Here is a 15,983-nt window from a genome sequence, read left to right as displayed (position 1 = left end):
TGGATTTATTGATAATGGTCACGATAAGACGAGGAGAGGCATTTTAAAATAACAATAACCTTTTACTATAGGCTCTTAAAGTAACAAAAGAGGCATCTAGCCGGCCAACGGACATTTGCGTAATGAATGTCTCGCCCCCCTTAGCCCCGAACAAGTATGGAGTGATTCGTGGAGTTCAAGGATTATTATCAAATACTTGGGATCGATAGAGCTACCGCCATCCCCGACATCAAGAAGGCCTATCGCAAGCTGGCGCGCAAGTATCATCCTGATATTAGCAAGGAGCCCGATGCTGCCCTGCGTATGCAGGAAATCAATGAGGCTAAGGCGGTGCTTACCGATCCCGAGAAACGTGCGGCTTACGACCAACTGGGAGAGCATTATCGTGCTGGGCAGGAGTTCCGGCCGCCGCCAGATTGGGATGCAGGTTTCGAGTTCTCGGGCAGAAATTACGAAGATGTCGACCTTGGTGAGTTCAGTGACTTCTTCACCGATCTATTTAGCCACGTTGGTCGGCGAAGCACCGGGTCACATCACCGCGTGCGTGGATTGGATCGTCATGCAAAAGTTTTTATCGACTTGCGCGACACCTATGACGGTGCAACACGCTCGGTGACTTTGCATGCGCCACAGACTGATCCACAAGGACATGTCTACCTGCAGCAGCACAATCTCAAGGTGCGCATTCCTAAGGGTATCACTGAAGGTCAGCATATCCGCTTAGCGGGACAGGGCCACCCTGGTACAGGTGGGGGCGAGTCCGGCGACCTTTATCTGGAAATACACTTTACACCAAACCCCGACTATCGCGTGGAAGGGAAAGATGTGTTCGCAACCCTGCTGGTTGCACCTTGGGAGGCAGCTCTCGGTACGTCTCTCACGATGCCCACACCTTCTGGACAGGTTCAACTGAAAGTGCCCAAAGGTTCCCAAAGCGGTAGAAAGTTACGATTGAAAGGCCGAGGCATTCCCAGTTCTGAGCCTGGTGATCTCTATTTCGTCCTGAACGTGGTATTACCTCCGGCCAATACCGATAAGGCACGCCAACTGTATGAAAGTATGGCGCGTGACATACCATTCAACCCGCGTCAAAAGAGGTAGATCATGGTTGAAAACAACATAGTCAATGGTGAAATACTCGACGAAACTACCCTTACACTGGAAGAGTTCGCGCATGCATGCGCCGTAGAAAGGCAATGGGTGAAAGAGCGGGTCGAGAGCGGCATGCTCGGCGATGGCACTCACTACGTCTCTCAATGGCGATTCACCAGCCACGATCTTATTCGGGCTCGCCGCCTTCGCCAAATGGAGTACGATTTCGATGCTGTCCCAGAGCTAGCCGCTCTGGTCGCCGACTTGTTTGAGGAGATTGAGCGACTAAAAGGACGGCTCAGAGCGGCTGGACTGCCCTTCCATTAAGTCGCTAGTCCATGACCACTTATGGGATTGATGAATGCTGCATTGATTTATGTTGCCGTTGCCCCCCTGCTCCAGGGTTTGTTCGGCCATAAACAACGCGCCGAAAGTAGCTGGCTGAATCATTCTTGTGCTTTTCTAAGTCTTACCAAGGCGCCAAAGAAGAACACGCTTCCAATGATGGCCAGCGCCAACAAATGCGGCCAGACAATTCCCAATCCGGCGCCACGAAAGAGAATGGCCTGAGCAAGCTCGACAAAGTGAGTGGTCGGGGCGACGAACATAATGCGCTGCACTAGATCTGGCATGCTTTCACGCGGTGTCATCCCGCCCGAGAGAATCTGCAGGGGAATCAGTACCAGAATGATTAATAACCCCAATTGCGGCATCGAGCGCGCCATCGTACCCAGAAAAATCCCCATCGATGTGGTCGCGAACAGCAGTAGCGTGGCGCCGAAAAGATAGAGCATCTGCGAGCCGCGAAGAGGTACTTGCAGCCAACCCTCGACGATAATGCGTAGTGCGAAGACCGAAGCCAGCAGCACGACCAACCCCATCGACCAGACCTTGGCCAACATGATCTCGAACGAGGTGACCGGCATGACCAACAAATGCTCAATGGTGCCGTGCTCTCGTTCACGGATCAACGCTGCTCCTGTCAGGATAATCGACAACATGGTGATTTGATTGATAGCTTCATTAATGGCGCCGAACCAAGTTCGGTTGAGATTAGCGTTGAATTCAGCACGAACCACTGCCTCAATGCGGCCCGGTGATGATTGCTGGTATGCTCCGATGAAATCGGCCACCTCATCACTGATAATCCGCTGGATATGCCCAGCTCCCGTGAATGCCTGGCTGATCTGGGTAGCATCGACATTCAACTGAATGGTCGGCTGTCGAGCGGCCAGCAGATCACGCTGAAAGTTAGGAGGAATATTAAGTGTAAAGGTATAACGCCCCGCATCCATGCCGCGATCCATCTGGCCAATATCGATAAATTCGGGCGGCAAAAAATAGGGAAGTTGAAAGGCATTAACAATACGCAAGGATGCCTGAGATCGATCCTCGTCGACGATGGCTACGCTAGCCCGGAACGGCGCCTCCGGCTCGCCAGTGGCACTCAGGTAGATCCCCAAAGTAAACGAGTAAACGATCAGTAACATCAGAGCCGGGTCGCGATACAGGCTGCGTATTTCCTTGATACCCAGTTGCAGAATATTGGCAAACCTGGCCATGTCAGCGCTCCTGCTTCCTAAGCCCCAAAACACTAAACAACGTCAGTACGGGGATAGTAATCAGCAGGGCCAGAAAATACGGTGTCAAATCTCCCAAACTAAGCGCTTTGGAAAACACGCCTCGACTGATAATCAGAAAATGGCTAGTGGGGTAGATATGTCCAATGACAGCCGCCCCCCCTTGCAGCGCAGAAACCGGAGAGAGTAGCCCCGAAAACTGGATCGCAGGCACCAGTGTAGCGATGGCGGTACCGAAGATAGCGGCAATCTGACTATGCAGAACCGATGACATCAACAATCCCATCCCCGTGGAACAGGCGACATAGAGCAGCGCTCCTAGGCTCAATGTCAGCAGGCTCCCCTTCACTGGGACGCCAAAGGCCAGAACGGCGAACGTCACTAAGGTGGCGAAATTGATCATCGCCAGCATTATGTAGGGCAACTGCTTGCCAAGCAGAAATTCCAACCGAGAAACCGGCGTGACGTAAAGATTGATAATAGAACCGAGCTCTTTCTCACGAACGATTCCCAGTGCAGTAAGCATCGCCGGTATCAGCATGAGCAGTAACGGGATCATCGCCGGGGCCATGGCTGGCAGGCTTCTAACATCGGGATTGTAGCGGTAGCGAATGGCAATCTCGACAGGAGAAGAGGTTCCAGCACTTTCACTCAAACGAGCTACGGTCTCAGCATGAATCCCCTCCACATACCCTTTGATGGTATCGGCCCTGACCGGCATGGATCCGTCGACCCAGTAAGCAACTTTGGGCACATTGCCACGCTTGAGATCGCGGCCAAACCCTGGCGGAATTTCCACCGCCAGGCTAATGTCGCCGCTGCGTAGACGTTGCTGTACATCGGTGTAGTCGGTCAGAGGAAACTTCTCGGTGAAATAACGCGATCCCGTTAGATTGAGAGTATACGCTTGGCTGGTAGTGGTCTGGTCACGATCGAGCACGGCATAGGTCAGATGTTCGACATCCATATTGATGCCATATCCCATGATAAACATTAGGATCAGACTACCCAGCAGCGCCAGCGTGGCGCGTATCGGATCGCGACGTAGCTCCAGGGTCTCTCGGTGGGTATAGCTGAACAAACGACGCAGGCTAACGGTCAGCCCGCCTGACCGGGTCGACGGGTGCGGTTTTAGAGAGGTAGTTGTCGGCTTTTCGGGCTCGGCTTCATCTATCTTGCTAGCCTCCTTCAGGTACGCCATAAAGGTAGCTTCTAGTGTGGGTAAGCCACGCGACGCTAGTAGCCCCGCAGGGGTGTCGGTGGCTAATACGCGCCCTGCATGCATCAGGGCAATTCGGTCGCAGCGCATTGCCTCGTTCATGAAGTGGGTGGAGATGAAGATCGTCACTCTCTCTCCACGGGAGATCTGCCCTAACAGCAGCCAGAAATCATCGCGTGCAATCGGATCCACTCCAGAGGTGGGTTCGTCGAGAATCAATAACTCAGGACGGTGAATAACAGCCACCGCCAACGACAGCCGCTGGCGCACACCTAGGGGAAGCGCTGTCGGTAATTTGTCAGCCACTGCTGTGAGGTCAAAACGATCCAGCATCTCCCTCACGCGAAGGGAGCGCTCAGCCTTAGGAAGATGAAACAGGTGCGCATGCAATTCAAGATTCTGACGAAGCGTCAGTTCCGTATAGAGAGAAAAACCCTGGGACATGTAGCCCACCCGACGGCGCGTAGCGATATCGCGTGGATCGACGGGCTTATCGAATAGCAATGCCTTTCCTTCACTGGCGGATAGTAGCCCAGTGAGCATCTTCATCGTGGTGGTCTTTCCACAGCCATTAGATCCCAGGAAACCAAATATTTCACCGCGTTCGATACGAAAGTCAGCGTGATCCACGGCGACGAAATCGCCGAACCGCTTGGTAAGTCCATGGGCCTCAATGGCTATATTGGCATCAGGTTGACGCGGCGTTATCTTGAAGTCTCGATGCCTGCGCCGTTTAGTCTTGGGTAATAACCTGATAAAAGCTTCCTCAAGCGTTGCGCTTTCCGTCGCTGCCAGCAGATCGTGGGGCGAGCCAGTATTCAGTACCTGTCCCTCATTCATGACCACCAACCAGTCGAAACTTCGAGCCTCCTCCATATAGGCAGTGGCAACTAGTACGCTCATACCTGGGCGCTTGCCCCGTATCCTACCAATCAGTTCCCAGAACTGGGCGCGTGACAAAGGATCGACGCCAGTGGTGGGTTCATCGAGTATCAATAGGTCGGGATCGTGGATCAGCGCACAACATAGCCCCAGTTTCTGTTTCATTCCGCCGGAGAGCTTGCCGACAGGACGTTCCGTGAACCCAACCAGCCCAGTACTGTGCACAAGTTCGGCAATACGACTATGCCGGTTCCGGCGATCCAGACCGAATAGTCGGCCGAAGAAATCGAGGTTTTCAAAGACTGTCAGAGTGGGATAGAGGTTCTTTCCCAACCCCTGAGGCATATAGGCAATCCGCCAGCACACCTGTTTGCGATGTCGCCCTTCTGCCATGTCACCGCCTAACACGACAACTTTACCCTGCTGAATTTTCCTGGCACCGGCGATCAGGGCCATCAGACTGGACTTACCCACGCCATCGGGTCCGATCAATCCCACCATACTGCCAGCGGGGATGGCCAAATTTAGGCCAGATAAGGCATGCACTGAACCATAGCGCAAGCTGACACCTTCAAGCTGTACCACAGGTTTATCAGGGATCATGGCGTCACATTGACCTTCAGTTCTTCGGGCCAATCGAGCGTATCATCAAGCTTGAGATAGGCCATGCCCGGCAAACCGGTTTTGACTTGATCCAGATGCTGTTCAAGTAGCGCAGGGTCGATACGAGCCTTAACTCGAAACATTAACTTTTCACGTTCGCTAGCCGTTTCCACGGTCTTGGGCGTGAATTGGGCCACGCTGGAGACGTAGCTGACGTTAGCCGGGATCACATACTGAGGTGCTGCATCTAGCACCAAGTGCACGTCAGCACCCAGCGCAACACGCCCGGCTTGACGCTCGGGCAGGAAAAAGGTCATATACACATCGGTCAGATCGATGAGATTGAGTACCACGCCCCCCGCTGACAGCACTTCACCGGGCTGAGCGACACGATACTGAACCCTAGCCACCCGGTCACTGCGCAGCTGGCTGTCTTCAAGATCTGCCTCTAATTTGTCCACCGTGGCGCTCGCCGCCTCAATGGCCGCCTGTGACTCAATGACCTGTGAATCGGCTGCCTCAATAGCCGCCACGGCAGCGAGTACACCCGCACGCGCTGCCGCCAACGCGGCTTCGGTACTCTCCAAGCGGGCTAAGTCATCGTCGAGTTGCTGCCTTGACAAAGCATTGCGAGCGACCAATGCCAGAGTTCTTTCATAACGCTTTTGAGCCGCCGTTAGCTCGGCTTGCCGTTGCAGAACGGTGGCATCGGCAGCCGTTTTTTCGCTCTGTCGTTGAGCTACTTGTGCCTGGGCGGTGCGTGTCGCGCTCTCGGCCTGTCGAACCTGTGCCATGGCCTGTCCCAGCTCGGCTTCTAGCACCTTCGTGTCCATACGCACCAAAAGCTGATTCGGCTCGACCTGCTCTCCTTCGCCAACAAACACTGCTTCGATGCGCCCCGCCTGCTTGGTAGCGATATCGATTTCTGTCGCTTCAATCCTTCCATTACCGCTGACAAAACCATCACCCAGTCCATCGGGTCGGAACTCCAGCCATACCAGCACACCGGCAATGAATACAACTCCGGCAATTATTAATATTCGCCATAACACTTTTTTCAGCTTGGAGGACACAACAGAGCTTCCTTGATTCTCTAATTATTCAGTAGGAAAAAAAGATAACGACTGATGTCATTATTGACCTTTACAACCACCATGAAACTGGAAAATGTACATTTGGTGATACAGATCAAGAATATTCTCCAAATATCTTGCATTCCTGATATCAATTCTTGAATGACACTAGGCTTAAGAGCCTGTCCCTGCTGAGTAGGAGGCTAGACTTGAAAAAGGCTTGCGCGAAGTATAAGTCACTTGCTTTAGATGAAGCAGAAGCGAGGCTGCATACCAAGTAACCATGTCGTCGATACGACTCCAGGGAAACCAGCGACTATCTTCGTGATATGTCAACTTCGGTGGTTTAAATGTAGCGGGTGCCTAATAGTATAAAGAAATCCAAACATGAAACATGTGGATCATTATGCTTTTTACAGAATAATGTTTATAGAAGGCACATGGCAACACAGCTCTCGAAGGATAACTACATAAAGCTATGACACGTAACTGAGGCAGGATCGAAGGGAAAATCAGAAATGTCGTTTCCGTTTCAACTTGACATAGGCAAATCTAAAAATCAGTAACTTACGTAAAAATTCCACCGCAAAATGACATAAATTTTCCATTTTTAGATGACATAAAATAAAACGAACGTTTGCTTCTGTAATAAAATCACGTCATAAATATACATTAAGATTATCTGCTTTTTTGCCGCAGAAACTGAGCGCACCTCCTGTGTATTTATTTAAGATCCATGCCTCATTTCTTGCGTTGAATTAAGTACTGAAGAGCGCCACAGGGGGCGGTAAAAACATTTTTCATTTACTCGGAAAAGCGAGACATGAAGTTGCAAAAAGGTCATAGTAGGCATCAATCCTAGGTGGCGGAAGGTGTCATTGCTGGAGATGTCATGGCGAGCGATGGTTGTAGGAAAAGTTCTTACGACAGCCCTACCATCCGCCCTCAATCCCACAGAGGACACCCTCATGACCCCCTCATTGGGCGCTGCGCGCTATCCCAGGCTCACTATAAAAAAACCTCCAAGTAAAATTGGAGGTTTTAGAACAATTACTGCCATTGCGGCGGTGTGTATCATTACCGTTGCTGGCTTCCAGTCCTAATATCAGCTGCCTATGCGGCGGTTCACGAAACTGGCTGCTGTTTAACAATCGTCTCCAAATTTTCAGCTGCCTATGCGGCGGTTCACCAACCGGATCGATTTATTCACCTCCTCTCGCGATTTTCAGCTGCCTATGCGGCGGTTCACCCGCTATGGGTAAAAGACTCACTGCGTACCATATTTTCAGCTGCCTATGCGGCGGTTCACGCATCGATAAACGTGTCCCACAATTCGCCGCGATTTTCAGCTGCCTATGCGGCGGTTCACCCAGGTGGTCATGCTGCGCACGGGTAGCATTTATTTTCAGCTGCCTATGCGACGGTTCACTAACCGATGGCCCCGTATCGTTGGCCGAACCTATTTTCAGCTGCCTATGCGACGGTTCACATTAAGCCCACAGCACATCCTAATCGCCCGTTATTTTCAGCTGCCTATGCGACGGTTCACATACGTTTAACTCCCTAGCCCGCCATCGAGCGATTTTCAGCTGCCTATGCGACGGTTCACGCCTGCTCGGCTTTCGGCTTGAATCTGCACCGATTTTCAGCTGCCTATGCGACGGTTCACTAGACGTAGTTAGTACTTAAAATATAGATATCAACGAGATAAACACAAAATGGTAAAAATACCCTTCTTGGCGTATAAGAGATAAGACATTGATAAGTAATACAATATATATTCTATAAATATTTAGGTAATATGTTTAAGATTTGGAACAGAGCCAGTATGCGAGTGTTGTGTAGCCAAGCCGTAGCTATTGTAGCTATCATGCTTGCTTTCTTCGCTGAGTGCCTCAAGCTGGACATACAGCGGAAAGCGTTGGCCTGACGAGCGGCTATCAATAGGAATTACGTGGCAGTGATCAACCAAACGATCTGATACAACGCTAATAGGCATGAACGTCTCACCACGTTTTTCAGCCCGCTTTTTGCCACGGGCCAATCTTCTCTTAATTTCGCCCGGAAAAGACTTAGCAATATGCTGGTTTCTAATAAACCTCACTTCCTCTAATGTGGATGGAACCATTTTAACACCACTAACTTCAATAAATCCTTCGTCAGCTATATTCTTAAAATAACGCGCTGATGATAAATTAGACAAGGCATTATTATCTTTACTCACGAAAGCTATTGAACCTCCGACTGTATCCGTAGCCCATAATGGAAAAGAAACACCAACACCATGATTTGTTATCTTTGGCCCAGTCATAAAGCTATGTAAGCAAGCAATACACCTACCTGCTAAAAATGCATGATTGGCTGAAGGCATTAGATATCTAATGTGGAAAAAGTATCTCATTTCTCACCCTTCTTAATTCCTTTTTGAAACATCCCACCCTTTACTAACACTGACATTAAGTAGTGAGCACTGTAACTAGGCTGCTTGGATTTATTCATTTCCTCAGTCATACTTATAATTTCGTCTAACAATGAATAAAAATCTCTTTTTGTAGTAGGTTCACGCATAGCTAAAACTCGACTACGATCTGTACCGTACTCACTTACCCTTAAGGGATATTCTGCACCTTCAGTTAACCACCAGTCATCAATTTTTTGAATTGCTGCTCCGACTTTATAAGCGCCAAAGCTAACTGCTTGACGACCATCACTCATTGTGCTCTTCACAAACTGTCTAGCCGCACTTTCGTTGCCTCTATCATCTTTCTCAACAAATAATTGACTGGGAAAGATTTCTTGGCAAAATTCTGTTTTTATTTTGGCAGTTACATCAGCAAAAAGAAATTTTTGTGGGCAAGAAAGTGCTTCTTCAAGCTCGGCTGCTAGTCCTTCTAATGATTTAAGATCATCTCCTCCCCAAGAAGAACCCCATTCTTTGTACTGTACATCTTTAACACAGTAGTTTTTTAAATTAGAGGTAGAAACTTCAACAACTACTCCTCTTGCAACTTTATTTCTCCAAAGCCATTCTGCTGAAAGAATATTTTTAGCATATCGGGTTGCTAACTCATAGTATCCGCCCAAACTTCTATACGTATCAGAAAATTCTCTCAATGCTTTTGTTGCTTCTGCATTATCAGAGATATTTGGTTCTAAACTGTTTGCAATGATGCGTAAAGAAAAACGACAATACACCGTATCGACTAACGGTGGTACATAACACGCTTCGAGCATGATAAGATTAGAAAATCCTAAATCACTTGTTTCTTTTGCGCGCGCAGTCCCAGATGCCATATAGCCATCGCTAAACGTTGCCTTGGGGCCACGAAACCGTGTCACTTCAGCTTGCAACGGCTCAAATTCGCTCGAATCTGTCCGGTAATAAAAAACCGCCTTACCCGGATTGAGAGAGCGCTCATAGCTAAGATGCCTGAAAGAGTTCATCATGCTGACCTGCCTATGCTTTTTTCATCAGCATAGTCAGATTCTGGCTTTGCAACCTCCAAAAAGCGTTTTTAAGAAAGTCAGCTTTACCATTGAGCCTCACGCTTGCCGGTGACAACGTCTCTGTTAGACCGACCAAAGGCTCAGCATAAGCATGGTGCTCCCTGTGCGAACCAGACCGATAGCAAGGTTCTTCAAGCAACTGATAGCCACTCGTAGCAGGTAAATGATTGGGATGCTTGGACAACCATGCCACCAAGCTTTCAATGCTTTGCACCTGTTTTTCTGAGTCAACAATCCAACGACCTTCGTCCGGCAGAAGCGATATGGCTGCCAATAAACTGTTCTCATCTGCGTATACTTGGCACCACTGCAACTCTTCATGAAGTGGCGGGGGCTGCATAGTCCCCCCCGCGAACCTTCCGGGGAAAGCAGACTGCAGTATTGGCAGTTCTTCATTTCCCACCGGGGTATCGTCTCTATCCTCTATACGATAGCGAATAACTAAATCCATGCGTAAATCGCAAAAGCGCATATCAATCAGGCCGGGGCGTTTAGGAGCCCCACCTGGCTTCACTGGTGGTTGGTAAGGAGCAGGTATCTTGGCACCCGAAGAAGGCTCATATTGCCGCAAAAACCAAGCAACTTCTTCAAATACGATGCTTCGTTTAAGAATTTTTCGTAAACGTAGCTGGTAGTTATAAACGGTTCCCCATACTGCTAGCAGTGAAGGCAGGCCCACTATGTAGGGACAAGATAGCGCTTGAGCATCAAAGATATGCAAGTTTTTCAAATGAAGATAATGAAAATTATTTTCAACTGTGTCTTCACCTTTTTGTTTTTTTAATTTTGTCAGTAAAAATTTAAGCTGAGACTTGAAAGGAATTAATAAATCTGAGCGGTAAGCAAAGCTTTGTGTCTGGGGATATCTTACCAAAATACTGTGCAATTCTTTATTAACCTCAGGTAGAATTCCAAGTACATCCTCGTCAAGAGCAGAAATCAGAAGGCATGCTGTATTGTTATGCCGCTCTGAAATTACTTCTCTTCCTACACTTCTCCAATAGCTAACTGGAGATAGCCATTCAGATAAAGACTGCCTCAGCAATTTGATGCCAGCACGTCTAGCATCTCGCCTCTCCTTCGCTGTCAAAAAACTTTTACTTTCGATAATATCATTACATGCAAAGATGAACGACTTACTTCTCAAAGAGCTGTGATGAAAATCTAAAAAAGATCCTTCAGAAAAATTCTTATTTTTATAACAGCTATTAGATAGCAAGCGAGGTGGATAATTAAGAGCTGAAATATTGCCTCCAAGTGATGACGATAAATCTCCAACACTTGAGGGGTGCCAATGTTTTATTGTTGAAAAATTCCCAGTTTTATTGCGGCGAGCAATTTGAATATCGGCCAACAATGAATGTGAAGTCACCGGTGTAATGCTTACATCTTTCCCTTGGTAAATAAATGTCACCTGTACAGAACACCTATCCACATAAGAGGGCAATAGATTTTCAGTAAAATATGCCTCGAAAAGCGACTGAAGGTAAATCCACTGACCAGCAGATATACCAAGCTTCTTGAATTCTTCCTTCCATCTTTCTTCATTATCCATAATCACAGTAGCCAAACAGTGTGTCTCACCATTAAATATAAATTGAGCTCCAAAAAGCTTTGCTTTATTTACAGCTGCTGAGTTGTGTGACCAGCCCAAACGACTCACGCTATTAAATGAAGAAAGGACATTCCCCGAGGGCTTCTCAGCTCTTACTAACAATCTCTGATGTGCGACACGTGTATCGGGGAGCTTTAAGTTATGTGAGTGCAGCCATTGCATTTCTTGCGCGCAGCTTTCTATATGCTCCCAATCTTTGAGTGTTTCAACTGCTCTTTTTTTATTCAATAAATCGGGTGCAAACTGACGCTTATGCGATAAGTTGAGCAGTGCCAAAATTGCAGCGCTAATATTTTCAGAAACCTCTAGCAGCGGCGTGTAGGGAGCAAAGGCTTTTCGAATCGCTTCTGAGCGGCTTGGCTCATCGATTTCTAACAAGTTAATAAAAGACATGACGTTACCACGCTGGTAAATAATTGTTGTAGTTGCCTGTCTCAATCGGCATGCGTGATTTACGTAACTCCATGATTTCTCTTAAGTAAAACACCCCTTTACCGTTCACTAGCTTTTCGTGAGACTTCAATCTGACCGCAATTTTTAGATACCCTTCTTCATAAAGTCGGTACACTTGCTCATACGATGTGCCTAGCAGAATAGCTGCCTCTGACATGCTGATAAGAAAGTCTGCGACGTTTGGCACACGCGTTTGCGGATTCTGCTCTACTAATCGGGCTAAAAAACTTTCTAAAGGCGCCAAGACGAAATCACTCTCTGGGGAAGCCTGCAAAAGAAGGCGCGAAATGCCGACAATATTGCCAAAAATATCGCGAAATGAGGTTTTATTATAATCACATATCAACTTATCGCCTGAGAGCGCAGCTTGCTGCTCTAGTTCCTGTGTAAACACTTCAGGCCAATGCGTGAAATACTCTATAGCTTGCTCAATCGTACGAGTGGGAACCTGATCGCTGGCGTCTAGCTTTTTATATGTGTATAGCTGATACCACAGCAAGCACGCAAGTCGCAAACTGATGGGTCGGATGTCTAATAGAGGATGCCTTGAAGGCGAATGCTCACCTACTGCCAAGCGACTCGCTATCAGCTGCCATTCGTCTGCTGGCTCTGTGTCGGCGTTACGAAGATCGAATCCGCAGCGGCAAGTGTGCAAACATTCCGAATGAGTGTAATTTAATTTCTCTTCGCATTTTGGACACTCATGCAGCATCTGTTTGCCGTGATTAATACAAGCTTCGTATGGCATCCAATGCCATTCCTGACGAATGTAGTTAGCTTCAGTAAGGCAATCCGGGCAAACAGGTATCTCCTTTTGGCGTACTAACGCTCTGGGTAGGTGGCTACCGGCATAGAACACGCTAGCGTAGCGTGAACAAAATTTCTCGCTGGAGTGCATTACTGACAAGTGTAGCAGCGGAAGTTTTTCATTATCAGTTAGCGACTCCACTAGCTTGAGCGCTCTGATGCGTCGGCTACTACTCTGCGCAGCATGGTAGACATTTAGCCGACTTAACTCTTCTGGGAACGCCCCTGCTGCTTCGTGATCATGCAACTGCAGCCAGTCTTTTATCGCTCGGCTAAGCTGCTGATAGTATTCGAAGAAATTCTCTTGCGACAAACGGAGCATGTAGCTCTCAAGTGACTCGTTAATGAACGGTCTTGGGCGGACAAGCAATTTCATGGCAACCACCTGCTAAGATATCCTTATCAAACATATAGCAGCTACTCACCATAAAGCATAAATTTTTCTAAAAAATATTGGCTTACAGTACTCAACCACCATGTCCGCCGATCAAAGAACCATCAGTCACTTCAACATCTCTCACTTTAACAACACTGAACTATCATCCGCGGCTAAGCGGCGCAAAAGCCTTTGTGGAAAAGTGCCTGACGCTTCACTCAGAGATTAGATCAACTTAAATGGCTCAATAACACGAAAGATGCCTGTTTTGGTCATGTCACGACGAAGCGAAAACGCTTCTACGGCCGCAACCGTGTCAAGCTGTTCGAAGTTGATACGTATCCGCTGCGCTCTGGTAACTTAGATGCTGAAGAGATACTGGTCGCGAACACCGTCAGTAGCGGGATCAACGACCTGACGATACCCAGAAACTCGCGCTTCTTGAACACGTGGCAAACGAAAAAACACCGCACATAGCACGAGAAAGGCAATGCCCTGTACGTGATCACGATACAATTCCCGCTTTCGAATGGCACTACGCATCTTCGACGAGAGCTTGATGGGTTTTGCTAGCATCGTCCATTATCAGTTGGGCATCTTATCTTTTGGGGGCAAATCAATATTTAGTGCAATCGTGGTGTCACCACTACCAAGATCGAAGTCGATGACTGTCTCACGCGGCCAATCTATCTCATCCAATAGCTCTTCCAGGGTGGGCGCCATAGCTTCATGCTGAATCAACACACCAGATTCTTCCCTCTGCTGGCGGGCAAATACTGCCGCATCAAAATTCACTTTTCGCCATTTCCACTCACGATAGGCCTTTTCATAGCTCGCCTGTTGTGTGGCATTTTGTCGTTCGACACGTTGATTCGCGGGTCAACATACTTTCTACCACCAACTCATTGGCATCATCGCTGGTGGTAAGGGTACTGCTTCCATAAATGGCCATGGGGTGTAGAAACCACTATGAGGGCATGTTGTTTCCAAATGCACCTGTTCCAGGTGCTCAAGATCGCTATTTAACTATCCACATAGCAGTGCTGGGCGATCATGGATAGCAGCGCTCGCATGGCGTCGAATACGCAGGGATTCTTTGTCTGTTAAGGTGGAACCATCCTCAAACAGGTAGCTTATCCCCCCTTACTGCTCACATTTAGCGTATCGATTGATGTCACCAGCCCGACAGGTTTAAAGCTTCGTGCAACAAACAGGATATACCTGTAATTCCAAAGGGATCGACAGAGATTAATCATCCAGGCTTGCCGGATATCCATCATGAATAGTAGCTACTTCAAACCACCCCGACCCCACCACACTTCATAGCTTATAGCACACGACGAACCTGCTTTGCCCCAATTTCGGTCTTGCAGAGCATTATAGGTACCTGCCCTCCTAGAGCCCCATTCGAGCGAGTCAGCCAGTTGATTGCGCCAGGCTTGTCCTCGAACACCATCACGGCAAGTTGGCTCATGGTCGCAATCCTATCAAGCCGTTCTGACGCCACGGAGTTCAGGTTCTTCCCCTCACGTTTGCGGCGGTGAAGAGTCGATATAGATGCATTTAACAATGCCAACCTGCTTACCGTTTAGCTGAAAGGTCTCTCGCATTGCTTGGTATAAATTTGGTAGAAGGCCATCGTGGATGCTTATTAGGCGCTCAGATTACGCTGCGTAACGTGTGGCTTTTACTGAACCGCCAAAACTCGGCTACCAGGGTTTCATGCTCATTATCCCTCAGCTGCTGAGACGTCATTGTTTCATTTGGCATGATCAACCTCATCACATGCTGTTTACTACATGTAAAATGACAACATATTTGGGGAAACCCGACGCCCGTGGAGGAATAACTCCATTTAGCAGGAACTGGCAAATCACGGTTATAAGACAGAGCTGATCTGCAGCAGAAAGTTCATATTAATCCTACCAATCCCTTCAGGTGCAGCCGACATTACTTTAATTGGCTTTATCGAAGGAATTCGGTCAGTGTTTAGCTGTTGGGCCTCGTTCTGTCCGCTACCCATGGTTGATCCCTAGAACCTCATCAAAAGCGGCGTCGACAATGAGATTAGGGTCTGTGGCCATCAAGTCCTGAGGTCTTAGCCCGCCAAGATAGCTATTTACTGACTGGAACCAAAAAGCCATTTCCCACCCATCTTTATGGTCTTTGAGGATGTCGATGATTTTCGACATTACCCCGTATGGTCGGTAGCCAGCTTCCTTTTCAAGCCCAAACGCAGGATAGTATTCGGTGCCATGGTCATTAATAGTAAAAATATCACCTTGTTGTTTCCACTGCGCAGGTTGAGCACAGTCACTACGTGAGCTGACGCCATGCAACTGCAATATCTCACCGGCCGTTAACCAATCGCCGCTTTCCATCACGGCTCGACGCGCTTTTGCTTCCATCTCAGTTTCGCGCAAACTATTTGGAATGTTCATATACGTAGGCACCATTTCCTGAGTTAGTGATATAACCTTCTTTAAATGGAGAGTCGTTCACTTGACTTAACACTGCCCAATCATCATCCCCTACCGGCTCAAAGGTGCCCATGTATTTACGCACAGAGCCCCTCAGGCTCGTCATTGGCGGCTTGTGACTGACAAAGGCATCATCATTGACACCGCCGCCATTAAGCCATTTGTCACAGTTACTTTTATCCTTCGGCATGATGGCGTCTTTCGCTAATAAAAGCTGATTTTATGCAAATATGGATTGCGATTGATACGCTGTCAAAATTGATCCGTCCCTTTATGCAATATCTACTGGTGCTATC

General features: G+C 48.2%; 14 protein-coding genes and 1 CRISPR repeat array. Of the genes, 2 read left to right on the top strand and 12 right to left on the bottom strand.

The window, feature by feature from the left end:
• Nucleotides 1-168 precede the first annotated feature (168 nt).
• The gene (locus tag HALTITAN_RS05800) at nucleotides 169-1,101 is read left to right on the top strand and encodes a DnaJ C-terminal domain-containing protein (RefSeq protein WP_039858316.1); all 933 of its coding nucleotides are present in this window, start codon (nucleotides 169-171) and stop codon (nucleotides 1,099-1,101) included.
• Nucleotides 1,102-1,104: 3 nt separating this feature from the next.
• Nucleotides 1,105-1,419 (top strand): chaperone modulator CbpM, encoded by a 315-nt coding sequence (locus HALTITAN_RS05795; protein ID WP_039858314.1) that lies wholly within the window; start codon nucleotides 1,105-1,107, stop codon nucleotides 1,417-1,419.
• A gap of 119 nt (nucleotides 1,420-1,538) precedes the next feature.
• Here the strand turns inward: HALTITAN_RS05795 and HALTITAN_RS05790 are convergent, their stop codons facing one another.
• From HALTITAN_RS05790 to HALTITAN_RS25265, 12 genes are all read right to left on the bottom strand, one after another.
• Nucleotides 1,539-2,654, bottom strand: a complete 1,116-nt coding sequence (locus HALTITAN_RS05790) for an ABC transporter permease (RefSeq protein WP_039858312.1) — start codon at nucleotides 2,652-2,654, stop codon at nucleotides 1,539-1,541.
• 1 nt (nucleotide 2,655) lies between these two features.
• Nucleotides 2,656-5,376 (bottom strand): ribosome-associated ATPase/putative transporter RbbA, encoded by a 2,721-nt coding sequence (gene rbbA, locus HALTITAN_RS05785; protein ID WP_027959239.1) that lies wholly within the window; start codon nucleotides 5,374-5,376, stop codon nucleotides 2,656-2,658.
• On the bottom strand, nucleotides 5,373-6,449 hold the full coding sequence (locus HALTITAN_RS05780) for an HlyD family secretion protein (protein WP_027959238.1): 1,077 nt from the start codon (nucleotides 6,447-6,449) through the stop codon (nucleotides 5,373-5,375). Before HALTITAN_RS05780 ends, rbbA begins: the two co-directional genes overlap by 4 nt.
• Before the next feature lie 1,101 nt (nucleotides 6,450-7,550).
• Nucleotides 7,551-8,118: direct repeats of the CRISPR family, unit length 28 nt; unit sequence ATTTTCAGCTGCCTATGCGGCGGTTCAC.
• A 123-nt stretch (nucleotides 8,119-8,241) separates the two neighbouring features.
• Nucleotides 8,242-8,850, bottom strand: coding sequence for a type I-F CRISPR-associated endoribonuclease Cas6/Csy4 (cas6f, locus tag HALTITAN_RS05775; protein WP_009286533.1), 609 nt, complete (start codon nucleotides 8,848-8,850; stop codon nucleotides 8,242-8,244).
• Nucleotides 8,847-9,896 (bottom strand): type I-F CRISPR-associated protein Csy3, encoded by a 1,050-nt coding sequence (gene csy3 / locus HALTITAN_RS05770; RefSeq protein WP_009286532.1) that lies wholly within the window; start codon nucleotides 9,894-9,896, stop codon nucleotides 8,847-8,849. Before csy3 ends, cas6f begins: the two co-directional genes overlap by 4 nt.
• 10 nt (nucleotides 9,897-9,906) lie before the next feature.
• On the bottom strand, nucleotides 9,907-11,964 hold the full coding sequence (locus HALTITAN_RS05765; RefSeq protein WP_039858311.1) for a hypothetical protein: 2,058 nt from the start codon (nucleotides 11,962-11,964) through the stop codon (nucleotides 9,907-9,909).
• A 4-nt stretch (nucleotides 11,965-11,968) separates the two neighbouring features.
• On the bottom strand, nucleotides 11,969-13,207 hold the full coding sequence (locus HALTITAN_RS05760; protein ID WP_051051893.1) for a TniQ family protein: 1,239 nt from the start codon (nucleotides 13,205-13,207) through the stop codon (nucleotides 11,969-11,971).
• A 360-nt stretch (nucleotides 13,208-13,567) separates the two neighbouring features.
• The gene (locus tag HALTITAN_RS25270; protein WP_152419230.1) at nucleotides 13,568-13,783 is read right to left on the bottom strand and encodes a hypothetical protein; all 216 of its coding nucleotides are present in this window, start codon (nucleotides 13,781-13,783) and stop codon (nucleotides 13,568-13,570) included.
• 9 nt (nucleotides 13,784-13,792) lie between these two features.
• Complete coding sequence (locus HALTITAN_RS24470; protein WP_051051891.1) at nucleotides 13,793-14,002, bottom strand: hypothetical protein; 210 nt, start codon at nucleotides 14,000-14,002, stop codon at nucleotides 13,793-13,795.
• Nucleotides 14,003-14,534: 532 nt separating this feature from the next.
• Nucleotides 14,535-14,663, bottom strand: a complete 129-nt coding sequence (locus tag HALTITAN_RS26305) for an MbcA/ParS/Xre antitoxin family protein (protein ID WP_425543008.1) — start codon at nucleotides 14,661-14,663, stop codon at nucleotides 14,535-14,537.
• A gap of 559 nt (nucleotides 14,664-15,222) precedes the next feature.
• A complete protein-coding gene (locus HALTITAN_RS05745; protein WP_152419229.1) occupies nucleotides 15,223-15,648 on the bottom strand; it encodes a hypothetical protein in 426 nt (141 codons plus the stop codon).
• Nucleotides 15,632-15,877 (bottom strand): hypothetical protein, encoded by a 246-nt coding sequence (locus HALTITAN_RS25265; RefSeq protein WP_152419228.1) that lies wholly within the window; start codon nucleotides 15,875-15,877, stop codon nucleotides 15,632-15,634. Before HALTITAN_RS25265 ends, HALTITAN_RS05745 begins: the two co-directional genes overlap by 17 nt.
• Between the last annotated feature and the right edge of the window lie 106 nt (nucleotides 15,878-15,983).

The organism is Vreelandella titanicae BH1 (assembly GCF_000336575.1).
GTDB lineage: Bacteria > Pseudomonadota > Gammaproteobacteria > Pseudomonadales > Halomonadaceae > Vreelandella > Vreelandella titanicae.
Note: the sequence above shows the minus strand (reverse complement) of the source record. Positions and strands in the feature narration are given on the sequence as shown.

Coding starts and splice junctions, on each gene's coding strand:
- HALTITAN_RS25265 (WP_152419228.1), bottom strand. CDS start 15,877: ATGCCGAAGGATAAAAGTAACTGTGACAAATGGCTTAATGGCGGCGGT.
- cas6f (WP_009286533.1), bottom strand. CDS start 8,850: ATGAGATACTTTTTCCACATTAGATATCTAATGCCTTCAGCCAATCAT.
- HALTITAN_RS25270 (WP_152419230.1), bottom strand. CDS start 13,783: ATGCTAGCAAAACCCATCAAGCTCTCGTCGAAGATGCGTAGTGCCATT.
- csy3 (WP_009286532.1), bottom strand. CDS start 9,896: ATGATGAACTCTTTCAGGCATCTTAGCTATGAGCGCTCTCTCAATCCG.
- HALTITAN_RS26305 (WP_425543008.1), bottom strand. CDS start 14,663: ATGGTGTTCGAGGACAAGCCTGGCGCAATCAACTGGCTGACTCGCTCG.
- HALTITAN_RS05760 (WP_051051893.1), bottom strand. CDS start 13,207: ATGAAATTGCTTGTCCGCCCAAGACCGTTCATTAACGAGTCACTTGAG.
- HALTITAN_RS05745 (WP_152419229.1), bottom strand. CDS start 15,648: ATGAACATTCCAAATAGTTTGCGCGAAACTGAGATGGAAGCAAAAGCG.
- rbbA (WP_027959239.1), bottom strand. CDS start 5,376: ATGATCCCTGATAAACCTGTGGTACAGCTTGAAGGTGTCAGCTTGCGC.
- HALTITAN_RS05765 (WP_039858311.1), bottom strand. CDS start 11,964: ATGTCTTTTATTAACTTGTTAGAAATCGATGAGCCAAGCCGCTCAGAA.
- HALTITAN_RS05790 (WP_039858312.1), bottom strand. CDS start 2,654: ATGGCCAGGTTTGCCAATATTCTGCAACTGGGTATCAAGGAAATACGC.
- HALTITAN_RS05795 (WP_039858314.1), top strand. CDS start 1,105: ATGGTTGAAAACAACATAGTCAATGGTGAAATACTCGACGAAACTACC.